We start from the raw sequence: 15,112 nt of genomic DNA on the forward strand, positions 1-15,112 counted from the left end.
GAGGGGCGGGGGGCCGGGTCGGCTCCGGATTGGGGTTGTCCGGCGCCGGTACGGGATTGTTCGGATCGGGACGGTTCATGGCGGTCTCCCGGGTTTCGATGTAGGGCTCTCCTACCGCGCTCCGAATGTTCTACATCTCGCCCGTGGCGCGGTCAGCTGGTGCGTTGGTTCCAACGAATTCGTCGCTTTGATCGCGTGCTGCTGCGCCTCTTCCCAAGCCATAGGCTCGATCCTGCGTGTTCGGATTCCCGCGTTGGTCATTGAGCCAAACCCTCGGAGGCGAGGAGTGTTGCCGTTCAACGTCGAATAACCTTATCGGCAGACGCCATTCCGCCTTGCCGTCGCCCGTCTATCGGAACATCGAGACGCCACACGAGTTGAGGGGGCAGGACGGGTGCCTGACGCATCCGCTCCGCCAATCAACAGGAGCGCTGGAAATGAGAGTTAGCGAAGTGATGACCCGCGACGTCCGCGTCGCCAATGCGAATGAGACCATCCAGGAGGCGGCGCGCATCATGGCTGAGATAGACGCCGGCCTCGTTCCGGTCGGCGACAATGACCGGCTCGTCGGTATGCTGAGCGACCGCGATATCGCTATCCGTGCCGTAGCAGAAGGCAAGGGTCCCGACACGAAGGTCGGCGACGTCATGACGAATGATGTCAGATACTGTTTCGAAGACGAAGACACCGCTGATGTATGCCGCAATCTTGGCGATCAGCAAATCCGCCGCATTCCCGTGCTGAACCGCGACAAGCGGCTGGTGGGCATCGTCTCGCTGGGCGATCTCGCGATCACGGACGGCAGCGGCAGCACCGGCGAAACCTTGGCCGCCATCTCGCGTCCCGGCGGACAGCATACGCAGACCAGCGGCATGCAGTAACCCAAGGCCGATCGAGCGATACAATCGAGACGCGGACGTGTCCGCGTCTCGAACAGTATCGCAGAGAGATTTAGGACCGTATCTCACCGTGGTCGCGCCTTGCGTTCCGTGTGATCAGACGTTGCGTCCACGCATCGCACGTTCGCGAACACGTGTGGAACCAATCATGAAAGGCTGGCCGACTTACTGCAATCGCTAGCATCCATCATCCAAGTTGAAGATTAGCGATTTCCAACTATTTCGATGGGACGACAGGCATCGCCTCCGGTGTCTGATGAAGATCGGGCCTCCGATCGGCCCGCGTCCTCCGGCAAGGGAGCGGGCTTCTTATTTGCATCGCCGGGCTTCCTGGCACCTGGCGGATAGAGCGGTGCCGGCTGGGCGATAACTTAACCCGGCCGGCGCTTCTGACCGGCGTGGTTCGAACTGCCTTCCGGCGGACTCCCCCGAGAATTAGAACGAGGGCTTCACCCCTGTTTGACGTAGCCGGCGGTAACCTCGTCTTTGTGCGCAGGGAAGGCTTCCAGGACCTCGGCGTTCTCGGGCTTGGGAACCTTGAAGTGATCCAGGGTCCTGCCGAGTTCGGCTGCGACCTCATCGACGCGCAACACTTGCCCGGTCGCATCGGTGACTAACTTTTGGTTTCATCCTTAGCAATACATTGAACAAGCTGCTGGCGCAGGGGTACGCCAGCAGCGGGTCGCCAAAGGTAAGCGTTTAACTACAACCGCAACAACGGTGGTGCGAACGCCCTGTTTGTCGATGGATCGCAGGAAGCGACCGGCAACTCGGCGAGCGCCGGCTGGGTCGGCGGTCACAGCAATATTTGGATTGCAGCGGGTGACAACCCGGACACGTTCTGGGCGTCCTATGTGGGCGAGATCGCAGAAATTGGCCACTGGAATGTAAATCTAGACGCGGCAGAGGTTGCTGCCTTGGCTAAGGGGTTTTCGCCAAATCGCATTCGTCCTGCCGCGCTTGTTTTCCATGCACCAGTTGTTCGGGAGAGCGGAGGGCTGGGCTCGCTGGGAACACAACAGGCGGCGCAGTGTCCGACCATCCTCGGGTGATTGGTGGGGCAGTTTAGCCGGAAGCGTCAACGCTTGTAACCGGTCGGCAGAGCGGCCACCGCCTCCCGGTATCGGTGTCCCACTGCCGCCGTATATATTCCTTTGTTGAACAGCCCGTCCCATAGGAAAAAGCAGGCCACCAAGGCGATCACTGTAAGAACCGGTCGCATCGGAAGACCTCCCTCTCAAGAGAGGGAACTAGGCCGGCTGAAGGTTCCCGACGGCGTGTTGGCGCATCCTCAACACCAGCAAGCGCGTAGCTGCGAACGGTGTCATGACAAGGAACGCCATCGTGACGCTGACCATGAACGACAACAAACAGAATGCGCTGGGGACGTAACAAACGGCTTCCATAAACATAACCCCTTCAAAACACCGTTTACCCTGGTGGCCTCCTCCGTCCGCTCTCTAAGCATGATCCTGCTTCAGGAGAAATTCAAGAGATCGCTAATATACAGGCGTCCGGGTTAACCGGCGAACGCCAGTCCTACCGCTATTCCCAAGCCGATGGCGAGACCCATGACGAGCTTGCCCGCCAAGTCCATAGCGAAGGCGCGGACAGGACGCCACACGTCTGTGTGAGGCTCCCTGATGGCGCTGGCGAGGTTATCGAATGTCGCTTCCATGGTTGCCACCCTGCGATCTTCGAGGGCAAGCCTAGATCAGATCCACAGAAATGTGAATCCCCATCGTTGGGCCTATTGGCAACCGAGAAGCCATGAGGAATATTGTCCTATGTGGGGCGACCCCTTAAACGGAGATCGCCATTCTCATGACTATGAAATTTCCATTCGTTGAGGACACGCTCGGCAAGAAGCTGCAGATCGGCACTGGCCTCGGTGGATTGCATTACGTGCCGACGTCATGTCGTGCTCGACGTGCCGGCGCTGGCGCGTCGCCTGGGCGATGACCACGGCTGTATGCACTGGGATCTCATCAAGGTGCTGTACTGCCAGTCCCGCTAGATCTGATGGAAGTCGATTGCGATCTGGAGGAAACCGCAGACGATGAGCCGTCGATCGGCTGGACTGATCGCGGCCCCAGCGCTGGCGGCCTGAACGACGATTGCGAAGCCGATGCTAGCGATCTGGAGGACAGCGGCGACGAGCACGAGGCTTCCCTCGGCTGGTCGAGCCAGACAAATCAGGTTCTGGCCTTGGCCGATGCCCACGCCGATGTCACGTTCTACGATGGCGAGGTCGATGCAGGCGACGCGCCTGAGATGCCAGACCACAACTGACATTCCCTCATTTGCAGGAAAGTGGCCCGCTGCCGGTGGTGGCGGCCTTTTTGTCTCGTGAAATCTCTACCCGCCCTTGTATCTGGCGGCGTCGACCCATCTTCACAGCAGCCCCACGCGTTGGTCTTTTTCACCTCGATAACCTAATCGAGGTAGGCCCCGTTGCGATCCAGACTGACTTGCTGCGCTGGTAGATACTGATGGTTATCTGCTTCCCCCAGACCTCGACTTATAACATCTCGCTCCATGACACCTCCATGTCGCAGTTCATGTCGCACGGACTAGCCGATAGTCGCAGGAAACCGTTGGAAATCAACGGTAGCGGCTTGCAACATGGCGCGACATGAAAACAGCCGCCCAGGTGCATTCGATGGTATCTAAGCGACTGATTTAATTGTGAGAATTTTGGTAGACGGAGAGGAACCGGGAACCAACCTTCTCTACGGAGCCGCGCCATGACGGCAACTGAAATGCGCCTCGGATACGTTGATGACGACCGGCCTCGCCGGAACCGCGCTTTGGTCGGCTCCCCAAACTCCGCCTCGCTCCGTGCAGATGGGCGTCTCTCATAGTCGACGGGCGGCAATAGCATGACGCCGTCTCGGCGCGGCCCGCCCGCTATTCAAGAGCTGGGACGAACTGCGGCCAGCCACTGCACCTAATGGGCGGTGTAAGCTCCGTCCACCAGATGGTAGCTTCCAGTGATAAAGCTAGCCTGGTCGGACAAGAGGAAGCACACAAGAGCCGCTACCTCCTCAGGTCTCCCGCGCCTGCCCATCGGCTGAAGCCCCGCAATGCGCCGGATGGCTGCTGCCTCCATTTGCTCCGATACGAGTGGCGTTTCGATCCAGCCGGGGCCCACGACATTGATTCGGATGCCCATTCTCGCATATTCCATCGCCGCAACCTTGGTCAGTCCAACGACCCCGTGTTTCGCTGCCGTGTATGCGGACGCAGTTGGCAATCCGACGGAACCAAGAACGGAAGACATGTTGACGATAGCGCCTCCGCCCCGATCCAGCATGGCGGCGATCTCGTATTTCATGCAGTAGAAAATGCCATTTAAATTGACGTTTATCAGCTTGTGCCAGTTGTCGAGCGGATAGTCTGCCGTTGCTTTTCGAACGCCGTCGATACCTGCATTGTTTACCGCCATATCCAGGCCGCCGCATTTCTGGACAGCGAACTCGACCAGCTTTTCCACGGCTGCCGCATCAGTGACATCGACCGCAAAGTCGTGAGCCCTGCCTCCTTGCGAGCGTATTTCGGCGGCTTTGCTGTGCGCAGCCTCAGCATCAAGGTCGGCAACAACAACCTCGGCTCCTTCTTGTGCGAGTTGCCTTGAAACAGCCGCTCCTATTCCGGAGCCCGCGCCGGTCACAACCGCGATCTTATCTTGGAAGTCATGCTTCATCTCTGTCCTTGTGCCCACAGCGACATAACCGAATGGAGCCAGATGGTTGTTACAAGAGGCTTCGTTCATAGCAGATTTCGGCAGCCAAGGCCCCTGTTTGTCCTGTGAACTCTCCTGGCGCCCGACGCCCTCAGCCAACCTGCGTGGCGCCCAAATGAAAGGTTACATCAAGAAGCCGGCCTGACTGGAATTAAGGCATCACACCAGTGAAGCGGTTTGGGAGCATGGCCGGTCGGCAACGCAACAACGCCTGGTTCCGGTTGTTCCAGGTCAGTTCGGGCAAGGCGCGAGACTTGGCCGACGGGCCTTAGAGTGTTAGAGACGACGGCGGTAGGGCTGACCATTTTCTTAGCAGGTGGAAATGGACAATAACCACATTGCGCGCCGGGGGCTCGTGCTGGGTAGTCTGGCTCTGATGGTTTCCGGATGTACGTCAGCGTTACGACAGGCGGCGGAGCCGATTTCATCCGCGTTCGCACCAAGGCGTGGCCTGGATCCTCGTTACCGACGGCAGCATGTGCGGTATTACGGAAACGAGCAGGCTGGAACGATCGTCGTTGATACTTCGCAACGTTTCCTCTACGCCGTCGAGAGGGATGGGTGGGCGACGCGCTACGGCGTCGGCGTCGGCGAACAGGGACTTTCGTTCAAGGGTACAGCCACCGTCGGCCGCAAGGCGGACTGGCCGTCGTGGACGCCCACCGACAACATGATGAGGCGCAAGCCGCGCCTAGTGCAATACGCCGGCGGGGTCCCCGGCGGACCAAACAATCCGCTTGGTGCGCGGGCCCTTTATCTCTATCGCGACGGACGCGACACCCACTTCCGGGTGCATGGCACAAACGAGCCGTGGACGATAGGCACAGCGGTATCGAACGGGTGCATCCGTTTGATAAATGACGATATCATTGACCTCTACGACCGTACCCCTCTGGGCACGACGGTGCTGGTTATTTGATGGTCTGAGATGCGCCGCACGCCTGATCTCCGTCGGATGGTGAACTCTGCCAGCACGTCACCGTAAACGTGCCGCGGGGAACCCGGGTGCCAATTGTGTCATTTCAGCACTAGGCCTTGGCGTAGTTTGCAGCTAATTTAGCGGGGCTGCATTATTATTTGTGGCGCTTTCATAGGCTATTCCGCCCCCGGGGAAAGGATTGCTTGATGAGCAGGATCTTGATTGCAATGGTTGCCATGCTCGCCGTTGCCAGCCTGAGCGGCTGCGCGAACGATTGGATCGGCAAAGGAAAGGGGAAGGCTCCTCCGCCGGAACCCGCTCCGGTAGAGCAGCCCGTGATTAAATAAGGACCGGCTTTCGGTGAGTATGGGAAGGGCCGCCAGGCCCTTCCCCGTCGATACGCAGGGCCAAGGCCGACTTCATAGCCTACGGCGCGATTGGCGGGCATAGGCTGATCCTAGGCCTGCGCTTCGTGAAGTTCGAGAACGCCGCGATGACGCTTGTAAATGGCCGTCTCTTGCTTGTGGCCCTGCTGCCGCTCGCGGCAGCGGCATGTCAGACGAAAGACCTGCCGGCCCAGCCGAATTTCGTTTCTTTTGCCGATGGCGGAACTGCCTCTCAAGATAAGGACGAGCGGTTCTTCATCGAGTTCCGCTCCCGCTACGCCCTCAGCTACGGCCACACTTACGCAGTTTTTGGGCGCTTGAACCAAGACGGGAGAATGGTCGATCCCCAAGTCGCGGGCCTTCACCCGGCTTCGAATAGTGCAGTTCCCTACGTTCTGGGCCATTTCGTGCCGGTGCCAGCCGAAACCGGGTGGAGTGACGGTGATCTGGAAGAACAATACAGATCCGCAAGCTGGCGAGTCATGCTGACTCGGGACGAGTACAACAAAGTCGTTGCCTACATCCGGAAGCTGCAGGCGAAGTCCCATGTCTGGCAGGCAACAGTCTTGAACTGCAACAGCTTCGTGGCGGACATCGCGCGCTCCATGGGGTATAAGACTCCCGCTATTCAGCTCCGGCCGCAACAATTCATAACTAAGCTTCGGGAAATGAATACATAACCAAGTTTCGAGGAATGGATGGGGCCGAGTGCGATCGGTACTGCCCCTCCGGTTGTCGCATTAGCGGATCGCTGCGCCTGAAGGTCGGCCCGTGACGAAATCGAGGGGATGGGTGAAGTGGTACAGTCCCAGATCGCAGAAAGGGCGGCGGTGGCCTGAAATGAGCATTGCAGTAGCCTCAGTTGGCGAGATCATATGGGTGGTCGGCGTCATTGCTTGGTATGTGATCCGGTATCCCTTCGAGCGCCGGGCGAGGCGTGTGCGAATTGTAAGTGGCGGCCGCTCACGTTCCGACACCGTCGGACTTGCATCGGCTCTTTTTGGCCTAGCGATCCTGCCTGCCTTCTATGTCGCCACCGGCATCCCCGGAGCGGCTGACCATCCGGCCAGCGCCTGGGCGGTGGCTCTAGGCACCATCATCTTCTGCTGCGCGTTGTGGATTTTTCGCATATCCCACAAGGAACTTGGCCGTAACTGGTCGATTACGCTGGAGATTCGCGAACGGCATGAACTGGTCTGCGCCGGGCCATACGCCCTAGTCCGTCACCCGATGTACACCTCGTTCCTGCTCATGGGGCTCGGCCAGATCTTTCTGCTGTCGAACTGGGTTGCGGGCATTTCGGGTTTGATTGGTTTCGCAGTCCTTTTTCTGCTGAGAGTGGATAAGGAAGAGCGTATGATGCTGGAGAATTTCGGCTCCCAATACCGTGCCTATATGGAAAAAACCAAGCGAATAGTCCCTTATCTTTATTAGAGGTCGTTGATGCGAGGCCGAGCCCTCAAGCTTTCGGCGCCCCGGCGCCTGGTTGGCGATCTGATGAGGTTTTCGATCGGCGTGCCACGGGTCGCAGTGCAGCGTCAGATGAACCTCGGCCCACTCGTAGCGGCTAGAATGGCGCAACAGACCAGGCCCTCTTGGACAGCGATCTTCCTGAAGGGATACGCGCTTCTCGCCCGAGAGCTGCCGGAGCTACGGCGCGCCTATGTCAAGTTGCCCTGGCCGCAGCTTTACGAGTATCCGGTAAGCGTAGCCTCGATTGCCCACGAGCGCGAGTATGACGGTGAGCCGGCCGTTCTGTTAAGCTGCATCAAGTGCCCGGAGCGCTATTCCATCACGGAACTTGAGGCATCGATCCACGCGGCGCGGTCACGGCCGCTTCTTGAGGTCACGGAGTTCCGGCGTGCCTTGCGGTTGGCACGTGCGCCCGCGCCACTCAGGTGGCTGCTTATGTGGCTAGGCCTGAATATCGCCCGGCAAAGGGCAAATTACTTCGGTACCTTCCAACTGTCTGTCTATTCGGGTCTCGGCGCGGAATCACTCAACCCGCTCACACCATTGACCACGCTTCTTAACTACGGTCCGATCGGCGAAGACGGATCGGTGAATGTCCGCATCCACTACGATCACCGGGTGATGGATGGAGCGAACGTCGCACGGGCACTAGAGAGATTCGAAAAGATTCTGAACGGCGCTGTCGCCAATGAAGTGGTGCTGCTCGGTCAAAGTGTTGCCGCTCCTGCAAGGCAGAGGAACGCGACATGATTTCGCACTGTGAATTCCGGCCCGCGGTCGTCGTGATTGGCGGGTCGGGTGGAATTGGACGGGCAATTGCGAGCGTCGCTGCACGTGAGCGCGGTGCGGTTGTGCTCGTTGCCCGCTCGCCCGAGGGTTTGGCCACCGCGGCGGCTGAGGTTCGGGAGGGGGGTGGCGAGGCATTCACGCTCGAGTTGGATCTCGTGGCAGGCGATGCGCCAACGCGCCTAGAGGACTTTCTGTCCGCACACGGCCTGGTCTGTGATGTCCTGGTCAACAGCGCAGGCTATGGCCTACGGGGCGCGGCGACGGCGCTCTCTATTGATGGCCAACTCGGCATCATCGATCTAAACATACATTCCCTCAGCGAATTGACCCTCCATTTTCTGCCGGGAATGGTGGCGCGCGGGCGGGGCGGGGTGCTCAATCTCAGTTCCGTGGCCGGGTTCGTTCCTGGGCCTTATATGGCTTTGTACTTCGCCAGCAAAGGGTTCGTGCGCTTCTTCTCAGAGGCGCTTCATCAGGAATTGCGCCGAACCGGTGTGACTGTCACATGCGTGGCACCAGGGCCGGTGTCGACGGAGTTTCTCGAAAGGTCCCGCGCCTATCAGACGCCGCTCTTCAGTATCTTGCCCAAGCTGGATCCGGAGGATGTGGCCGAACGCGCGTGGCGAGGGTTCAAATCCGGTCGTCGCCTCGTCATACCGGGAATCTCGGCCAAGTTGGCTGCCCTTGCGGCAGCGCTCCTGCCTTCTGCAGCGATCCTGCCCCTGATCGGCCGGCTGCAACGCGGCGGTAATGATCCATGTCCTTGCGGTTCAGGTGTGAAGTTCAAGAAATGCTGCGGCACCCGCCAGTTCCAGCTACGCCGGGGCCCTCGGGGAATTATCCCCTGATCGGACCAGCACGCCACTGCTCGCCATTTCAGAAGTCGCTGATGGTCTTGGTTGCTGCTCAACGACCAAACGCTTCAGCAGCGAGGTGAACCACTTCGAAAAGGGACCCGGCCACAGGAGCCGATGAGGTCGTGCGACCCAAGCCGACGCTACGGTACTTGAGTCTATCTCGGTTCGGATTTCGCTCGCGCCCCGTAACTGCTATCTTGGAGATGTGAACGGCAATCCGCGAGGTGCTCTGCACTTAAAATTATGACGGGCTATCCTCAAGGACGTTGTTGTATGGGGTTTGGCTGGTGGTAGCCTTCCTCTTACTTTCCACGCTTGGGGCGAACGCGGCAGAGCCAAAGCGCGTACTTCTGCTGCACTCGTTCGGGCGTGATTTTGCGCCTTTCAGCGAGATGACCAAGAGTTTTCAGGCGGCGCTCGTGAAGCGATCGTCGTTGGAAGTCGAATGCCGGAGGTCGCCCTCGGGTCAGGTCACGACGATGCCCCAGCCGGCCTGAATGTCGGCTCTTGAAGATACACAGTTCAAAACTGCCGGTCAGCTTCCGGCCCAAAATAGGACGATCGTCTGGCGCTGAGCGTCGGCAGTTGGCGCGAAGCCGACATTTCCGAAGGTCGGGCAGTTTCGCCCATTCGGGCAACAGGCCTGTCACCTCAAGATTTAGGCTTGACGCTACTCTGTCACAAATAGCCGACGTCAACCCAGGTGATACGCTCACTGGCGCCCGCGGTGTTACGTCACGCCGGGGTATGCCCTGAGGTGACGTAACACGATCCTCAGCGACCGATGTAACATCGGAGTTGACATCGACTATTTGTGACAAGGTAGCCTCGGGCCAAAACCTTGAGGTGACACCTATGAGCCGGATAGGCTACGCGCGCGTCAGCACGATCGACCAAGATCTCGATACGCAAATTGCTAAGTTAAAGGCCGAGGGTTGCAGCATCGTCCGCTCGGAGAAGATGTCCGGTGCCAGCCGAGACGGCCGCGCCGAACTTGCGACCATTATTGACTTTCTGAACCGGCGACGAGCTGGTCGTCACCCGCCTCGATCGGCTGGCCGCGACTAGTTAAATTCGATGCATGGTTCACCGATCATACCTGGGACGGTCGGGAACCATAATTCGGGCAAAATGGTTGTGTCGTCAGCAAGATGATCCTCCTCAAGCAAAAGGAAGGAACGATCATGCGTATGCTGACCATAATTGCCGCCCTTTCGGGACTGGCCCTGGTGGAGCCGATCCACGCGCAAACCACAGACCAGCAGCTTCCCCAAATCGCACCCCCGGCACCAGAAACCCTGCCGGATCAAACCGTACCTGACCAAGGTTTCTCCGAATTCACCGATGTTGCCATTGTCGCCGTCGAGGATCTGCCCCCGGAAATCAAGGCACAAGCGGAGGCTGTGATTACCCAGACCAGCGCTGACGATTTGCTTCGTCTGCAAAGTTCAATTGATGCGTCGCCGCAAGCAACATCGGCGTTAAGGGCGAGCGGGCTCAGCTCCTCGCAGGTCGTCGCTGCCAACATCGATGGCGATGGCATCCTGACGCTGATCATCCAGACGACGACATGATCGGCGGTCCGAAGCGGGGCAGTTAGGGCGGAAAAAGCGGCTCGCTCATTGGAACCGAAGCCCACAACATAATATCGGGGAGGACCCGCATGGCCGAAGCCGGAGTTCGCAACTTCACAATCAACTTCGGACCGCAACATCCGTCTGCTCACGGCGTGCTGCGACTGGTGCTCGAACTGGACGGCGAGATTGTCGAACGTGCCGATCCCCATATCGGCCTGCTGCATCGCGGCACCGAGAAACTGATCGAGTACAAGAACTATCTGCAGGCCTTACCCTATTTCGATCGACTCGACTACGTCGCGCCGATGAACCAGGAGCATGCATTCTGCCTCGCCGCCGAGAAGTTGCTCGAAATATCGGTTCCCCGGCGCGGGCAGTTGATCCGCGTGCTGTTCTGCGAAATCGGCCGGCTTCTGTCGCATCTTCTCAATGTCACCACACAGGCGATGGATATCGGCGCGCTGACCCCGCCGCTCTGGGGTTTCGCGGAGCGTGAGAAGCTGATGGTCTTTTACGAACGCGCCTCCGGCGCCCGCATGCATGCGAATTATTTCAGGATCGGCGGCGTGCACCAGGACCTGCCTCCGAAGCTTCTGGACGACATTTGGGCCTTCTGCGATCCGTTCCTCAAGGTCTGCGACAACCTCGACTGTTTGCTCACCGGCAACCGCATTTTCAAGCAACGCAATGTCGATGTCGGGGTAATCGGTCTGGATGACGCCTGGGCTTGGGGTTTCTCAGGCGTCATGGTGCGCGGATCGGGTGCGCCATGGGATTTGCGCAAGGCGCAGCCATATGAATCTTATCCCGAAATGGATTTCGACATTCCGGTCGGCAGGAACGGCGACTGTTATGACCGCTACCTCGTGCGCATGGAGGAGATGCGCCAGTCGGTGCGGATCATGAAGCAATGCCTGGAAAAATTGCGATCTCTGGAAGGCCGGGGTCCGGTGGCGATACCGAACCAGAAGATCACGCCGCCGCCGCGTGCGACGATGAAACGTTCGATGGAAGCGACCATCCACCATTTCAAACTTTATACCGAAGGGCTTCATGTGCCGGCCGGAGAAGTCTACGCCGCCGTAGAGGCGCCAAAAGGAGAATTCGGCGTCTATCTGGTTTCGGACGGGGGCAATGTTCCTTATCGATGCAAGATACGCGCGCCGTCGTTTGCTCATCTGCAGGCGATGGATTTTCTGTCCCGAGGTCACATGATCGCCGATGTCGCTGCAATCATCGGATCGCTCGACATCGTGTTTGGAGAGATTGACCGTTAACAGTCGTCGACCGATCAGATCATGGTCGAGAGACCTCGACATAGACACCCGCTTATCGGCGAGTTTTCGTCCTGCTGGCGCCGGCTTTATACGAATCCGCAACGATCCATCATCGGGATGGTCAATCTCGGAAGAATTCGTTTCCGCACGAGATCAGTTAGTTTCCGAAACCCGAAGGTTCTCGGATCAAGTCCGATGCCAAGTTGGCGAGCTGATTGCCGACAGCACCGAGTGGAACCCAACCGTCCTCGCTCTCCATCTGTGCGATGACTTTCGAAATGACAGGCGTGGCGGCACTGGTAAGCTAAAGCGGGTTTATTGGCCGGGTTGCGTTCTTCTGCTCGCCGAGACGAATACGTCGATGCCCTGCTCGCGGATACGTGCCGCGAGACGAGTAGAGTCGCTATCCGAGAAAACCAGACAGAAACCGTCGAAACGACGCTATGAAGCAGATCCATAGCATCGATCACCATTTCTGCGACCTCAGTGCACTATTTTCTCTCTCAGCCAAGTAAGAAACTGTTCCTCGGTCCCACAATAGATTTGTCGTGTCGCAGGAAACTATAGCCCACGGTTGGTCTCGCTGCCGTCGATGACAACGCGATCCGGTCGGCCATGACGCTCCAGCGCCTTTCTGAAGAAGCGCTTGGCCGCGTGCAAATCCCGATGCTCGCCGAAATAGATTCGACCGTGTCGCCGACGCTGTCGATGGCGCGATAGAGGTACATCCACTGTCCATGTAGGTTTCGTCCATGTGCCATTTCCCGGTCACTGTGCGTTTGCGCCGGTTGAAGCGCCCCAGGAGCAGCGGCGCAAAATGAACGATGCTGATGCCGCGCTCAGCCATCATCTCCTTCAAATCGCGAAGGCTCAGGCTGTAGGTCAGATACTAGCGGACGCATAGCAGGATCACCGACTGATCGAAATGACGGCTGCAACGAGGTGTTCACCTATGAAGGCTGGCTCATCGAGATCGTCGACATGGACAGGCGCCGCATCGACAAGCTGCTTGCGCATCGATCGTATCAGGGTGGACCTTGATTGGCGCCACGACACTGGCGGTCTGTCGATGCCGCCAATGCCAGTTAATCGCGGGAGCACTTGAGTTGAACTTCGGTTAGCGACGTCTATCGCGGCAGTTGACTGTCCCCTGCGCGTCAAAACCCGCGCTTTGCGACGCGCCAAGCTCCGCAGGGCTCACCTTACCCCGCGGCGCTTTCGTTCCTCGGCTTCGGCCGCAGCCGGCTATTGAGCAGGTGCCGTAGGTGCCGGCGTGCCAGTCGCCTCAGGCGCGGGAGCGGGAGCGGGAGCCGGACCATAGGGCCTACTGTCGAATGCCGGCAGAGCAGTGAGTTCTTCTTTGGTCCCCGCCACGACTATCCAGCGGTCGCCTTCGCGCTCCGCCCATTCAATCTTGTCATACGCCATTTCGACACTTTTCTCGCCGAGACCGAGGAAACCGCCAACGCCAATCACGATCGATTTGACCTTGCCGTCCTTGTCGATGACGAGATCATTCACGTCGCCGATATTCTGTGCGTCGTCACCGGTGCCGTTATAGACCATTTCACCGACAATGTTGGTGGCGAGATGACCCTCGGCCGGAGCCACTGCCGGTGCTGCCTGTTCCATCGGGGCCGGGGTAGCGGGGTCTGCAGGAGCCGCGGGAGCCGGCTGTGGGGTCGTTTCCTGGGCGAACGCGCCGGCCGCAATCACCGTCGCGACCGCTGTTGCGGCCAAAAAACTGCGGATCATGACAACTTCTCCTTGTGCATGATTCCGTGCTGCCGCGCCTCAAAAGCACCATTGCGGGGAAGACGAGGCGCGGTGCTCACAACCTCACAACGCTGTGAACAGGTTCTTGTTCCGGGTCCGAGTCCGAGTCCATGCTGGGGCGCGGTACCGTAAAGTTAACTGAGGGCTGACGGAAATCTGCGATCAGGGAGCATGTCGAAGATGGCCCGTGATCCGCTCTATCGCCGCCACCGCTTTCCGGCCGTGATCATCTCGCATGCAGGTGTGGCTCTACTTCCGCTTTCCGCTTAGCCTGCGCATCGACTCCGTCAGACCAGACTGTTGTCCCACAACTGACATATTCACGCCGCGGCGGTCGCGGATGCTCTCCGACGGGGCAAGGCAAACAAGATCATTCCCTATGAGCTCAACCTTCGTGAAAGCACGGTGAAGGTCATAATCCGCAACATAATGCGGAAACTGAAGGCCATAAATCGTACCGAGGTCGCCTACAAGATGAGGGACTTTTGCCGCTCGAATACGCCACCCTTGTTCTTTACGGCGGTCCGCCGGCTCAGGCGAGCCCGCTTCAACAATGCCGCGAAGCGTCGCCGGCTTATCCGACGAACGCCTCACGCATCCGAGCGAACATGCCGGGCTGTCTCCCGGCAATCGCCGCACGGATGTGACGGGCGGCCGTTGCGGCCTTCACCGTCGCGCCGAAATGACAATAGCAGATGATCCCATGCAATTGCCTGTCGGTCAGTTCGAAGAACCGCTTCGCTTCGCCGTAGTTGTCGTTTTCCAACCCGGCGGCGCGGAGGACAGGATCCTCGAAAGCGACTGAGATCGGCGAGCAGTCGCCGCGCATGGCCCCGCGTGCTCTAACCGGCTGAAACTCGGTCTGGTGCAGCGTCGAGAGGCGCCGGTCAGGGTTCCGTTCAAGGAGCTCCGCCCAGCGTTCAAGACGTTTGCTGCGCGACATGGCCTGGCGCGGGTAGGCCTGATCAATCTCGGCGACGATGTGCAGTTGCTCGATCGTCTGGTGTTTCATTTTGACCTCCTATTCGGACGATAGTTGGTCCACCCATATCCTTCTTATATCTGCAGCCAGCGTGACTCCAACCGATCGTGAAGTCCAATCACGATGATGCTCGGAGGGCTTCACTCACGAAAATGCGGAGGCCTCGCAAGGGTTCGGCCAGTTCAATTGGCGCGTACCAGAGGCAAATCGTAAGTCACTTCGGAATAGAAGCGGGCGGCAGCCTCGGCGTCCTTATCGACTACCCAGCAGGCAAAGAGGGCGACGTGTTGACGATCGAGCCTCGGCCTGACCCACTGCGTCGCCGGCTGTGCGGGTCCATTCAGGTAAGGACGAAGCCGGCCAAAAGGACCGTAAGGATAAGTGAGAGGGGTACAGCAAGAAGCCAACGAGCTTCCATAACGCTGTTGTGCT

At 58.9% G+C, this 15,112-nt stretch carries 14 protein-coding genes and 5 pseudogenes; 13 read left to right on the top strand and 6 right to left on the bottom strand.

Annotation, left to right across the window (positions count from 1 at the left end):
• The first annotated feature begins 437 nt into the window (after positions 1–437).
• Positions 438–881 carry a CBS domain-containing protein gene (locus AC04SI_RS30050; protein WP_404275960.1) on the top strand — a complete coding sequence of 148 codons (444 nt, stop codon included), beginning with the start codon at positions 438–440 and terminating at the stop codon, positions 879–881.
• Between the two features lie 467 nt (positions 882–1,348).
• Here AC04SI_RS30050 and AC04SI_RS30055 read toward each other — a convergent pair whose 3' ends face one another.
• Entirely contained in the window at positions 1,349–1,492 is a 144-nt protein-coding gene (locus AC04SI_RS30055; RefSeq protein WP_404275958.1) for a hypothetical protein, read from the bottom strand.
• A 1,429-nt stretch (positions 1,493–2,921) separates the two neighbouring features.
• Between AC04SI_RS30055 and AC04SI_RS30060 the strand changes: the two genes are divergently transcribed.
• On the top strand, positions 2,922–3,191 hold the full coding sequence (locus AC04SI_RS30060) for a hypothetical protein (protein ID WP_404275957.1): 270 nt from the start codon (positions 2,922–2,924) through the stop codon (positions 3,189–3,191).
• Positions 3,192–3,849: 658 nt separating this feature from the next.
• Here the strand turns inward: AC04SI_RS30060 and AC04SI_RS30065 are convergent.
• Positions 3,850–4,605, bottom strand: a complete 756-nt coding sequence (locus AC04SI_RS30065) for an SDR family NAD(P)-dependent oxidoreductase (RefSeq protein WP_192178023.1) — start codon at positions 4,603–4,605, stop codon at positions 3,850–3,852.
• 361 nt (positions 4,606–4,966) lie between these two features.
• On the opposite strand from AC04SI_RS30065, the gene AC04SI_RS30070 reads away from it, so the two are divergent.
• The 9 genes and pseudogenes from AC04SI_RS30070 to AC04SI_RS30110 all read left to right on the top strand — a co-directional run bounded on the left by AC04SI_RS30070 (position 4,967) and on the right by AC04SI_RS30110 (position 11,922).
• Positions 4,967–5,563 (top strand): L,D-transpeptidase, encoded by a 597-nt coding sequence (locus AC04SI_RS30070; protein ID WP_404275955.1) that lies wholly within the window; start codon positions 4,967–4,969, stop codon positions 5,561–5,563.
• Positions 5,564–5,769: 206 nt separating this feature from the next.
• Positions 5,770–5,910 carry an ABC transporter gene (locus AC04SI_RS30075; protein ID WP_120019056.1) on the top strand — a complete coding sequence of 47 codons (141 nt, stop codon included), beginning with the start codon at positions 5,770–5,772 and terminating at the stop codon, positions 5,908–5,910.
• A 146-nt stretch (positions 5,911–6,056) separates the two neighbouring features.
• Positions 6,057–6,629, top strand: coding sequence for a hypothetical protein (locus AC04SI_RS30080; protein WP_120019076.1), 573 nt, complete (start codon positions 6,057–6,059; stop codon positions 6,627–6,629).
• 166 nt (positions 6,630–6,795) lie between these two features.
• Positions 6,796–7,383, top strand: coding sequence for a protein-S-isoprenylcysteine O-methyltransferase (locus AC04SI_RS30085; RefSeq protein WP_404276456.1), 588 nt, complete (start codon positions 6,796–6,798; stop codon positions 7,381–7,383).
• A gap of 9 nt (positions 7,384–7,392) precedes the next feature.
• Positions 7,393–8,172 (top strand): hypothetical protein, encoded by a 780-nt coding sequence (locus tag AC04SI_RS30090; protein ID WP_404275954.1) that lies wholly within the window; start codon positions 7,393–7,395, stop codon positions 8,170–8,172.
• Positions 8,169–9,059 (top strand): SDR family NAD(P)-dependent oxidoreductase, encoded by an 891-nt coding sequence (locus AC04SI_RS30095; RefSeq protein ID WP_488475465.1) that lies wholly within the window; start codon positions 8,169–8,171, stop codon positions 9,057–9,059. Before AC04SI_RS30090 ends, AC04SI_RS30095 begins: the two co-directional genes overlap by 4 nt.
• A gap of 864 nt (positions 9,060–9,923) precedes the next feature.
• A pseudogene (locus AC04SI_RS30100) lies at positions 9,924–10,125 on the top strand (recombinase family protein); the annotation flags it as partial.
• A 127-nt stretch (positions 10,126–10,252) separates the two neighbouring features.
• The gene (locus AC04SI_RS30105) at positions 10,253–10,642 is read left to right on the top strand and encodes a hypothetical protein (RefSeq protein ID WP_488475466.1); all 390 of its coding nucleotides are present in this window, start codon (positions 10,253–10,255) and stop codon (positions 10,640–10,642) included.
• Between the two features lie 89 nt (positions 10,643–10,731).
• Positions 10,732–11,922, top strand: a complete 1,191-nt coding sequence (locus tag AC04SI_RS30110; protein ID WP_404275950.1) for an NADH-quinone oxidoreductase subunit D — start codon at positions 10,732–10,734, stop codon at positions 11,920–11,922.
• Between the two features lie 84 nt (positions 11,923–12,006).
• Here AC04SI_RS30110 and AC04SI_RS30115 read toward each other — a convergent pair.
• The 3 genes and pseudogenes from AC04SI_RS30115 to AC04SI_RS30125 all read right to left on the bottom strand — a co-directional run.
• Positions 12,007–12,395 (bottom strand): annotated as a pseudogene (locus AC04SI_RS30115) (NYN domain-containing protein); the annotation flags it as partial.
• Positions 12,396–12,448: 53 nt separating this feature from the next.
• Positions 12,449–12,808 (bottom strand): annotated as a pseudogene (locus AC04SI_RS30120) (IS6 family transposase); the annotation flags it as partial.
• A 359-nt stretch (positions 12,809–13,167) separates the two neighbouring features.
• Positions 13,168–13,677 carry a PRC-barrel domain-containing protein gene (locus AC04SI_RS30125; protein ID WP_404275948.1) on the bottom strand — a complete coding sequence of 170 codons (510 nt, stop codon included), beginning with the start codon at positions 13,675–13,677 and terminating at the stop codon, positions 13,168–13,170.
• Between the two features lie 192 nt (positions 13,678–13,869).
• On the opposite strand from AC04SI_RS30125, the pseudogene AC04SI_RS30130 reads away from it, so the two are divergent.
• Positions 13,870–13,978, top strand: a pseudogene (locus tag AC04SI_RS30130) (IS6 family transposase); the annotation flags it as partial.
• Positions 13,979–14,031: 53 nt separating this feature from the next.
• A pseudogene (locus tag AC04SI_RS30135) lies at positions 14,032–14,196 on the top strand (LuxR C-terminal-related transcriptional regulator); the annotation flags it as partial.
• Between the two features lie 76 nt (positions 14,197–14,272).
• On the opposite strand, the gene AC04SI_RS30140 reads toward AC04SI_RS30135, so the two are convergent.
• The gene (locus AC04SI_RS30140; RefSeq protein WP_488475467.1) at positions 14,273–14,710 is read right to left on the bottom strand and encodes a hypothetical protein; all 438 of its coding nucleotides are present in this window, start codon (positions 14,708–14,710) and stop codon (positions 14,273–14,275) included.
• Between the last annotated feature and the right edge of the window lie 402 nt (positions 14,711–15,112).

The sequence above is a fragment of the Mesorhizobium sp. CNPSo 4689 genome, assembly GCF_057784325.1.

Coding starts and splice junctions, on each gene's coding strand:
- AC04SI_RS30090 (WP_404275954.1), top strand. CDS start 7,393: ATGCGAGGCCGAGCCCTCAAGCTTTCGGCGCCCCGGCGCCTGGTTGGC.
- AC04SI_RS30095 (WP_488475465.1), top strand. CDS start 8,169: ATGATTTCGCACTGTGAATTCCGGCCCGCGGTCGTCGTGATTGGCGGG.
- AC04SI_RS30110 (WP_404275950.1), top strand. CDS start 10,732: ATGGCCGAAGCCGGAGTTCGCAACTTCACAATCAACTTCGGACCGCAA.
- AC04SI_RS30075 (WP_120019056.1), top strand. CDS start 5,770: ATGAGCAGGATCTTGATTGCAATGGTTGCCATGCTCGCCGTTGCCAGC.
- AC04SI_RS30060 (WP_404275957.1), top strand. CDS start 2,922: ATGGAAGTCGATTGCGATCTGGAGGAAACCGCAGACGATGAGCCGTCG.
- AC04SI_RS30070 (WP_404275955.1), top strand. CDS start 4,967: ATGGACAATAACCACATTGCGCGCCGGGGGCTCGTGCTGGGTAGTCTG.
- AC04SI_RS30050 (WP_404275960.1), top strand. CDS start 438: ATGAGAGTTAGCGAAGTGATGACCCGCGACGTCCGCGTCGCCAATGCG.
- AC04SI_RS30080 (WP_120019076.1), top strand. CDS start 6,057: ATGACGCTTGTAAATGGCCGTCTCTTGCTTGTGGCCCTGCTGCCGCTC.
- AC04SI_RS30125 (WP_404275948.1), bottom strand. CDS start 13,677: ATGATCCGCAGTTTTTTGGCCGCAACAGCGGTCGCGACGGTGATTGCG.
- AC04SI_RS30105 (WP_488475466.1), top strand. CDS start 10,253: ATGCGTATGCTGACCATAATTGCCGCCCTTTCGGGACTGGCCCTGGTG.
- AC04SI_RS30140 (WP_488475467.1), bottom strand. CDS start 14,710: ATGAAACACCAGACGATCGAGCAACTGCACATCGTCGCCGAGATTGAT.
- AC04SI_RS30065 (WP_192178023.1), bottom strand. CDS start 4,605: ATGAAGCATGACTTCCAAGATAAGATCGCGGTTGTGACCGGCGCGGGC.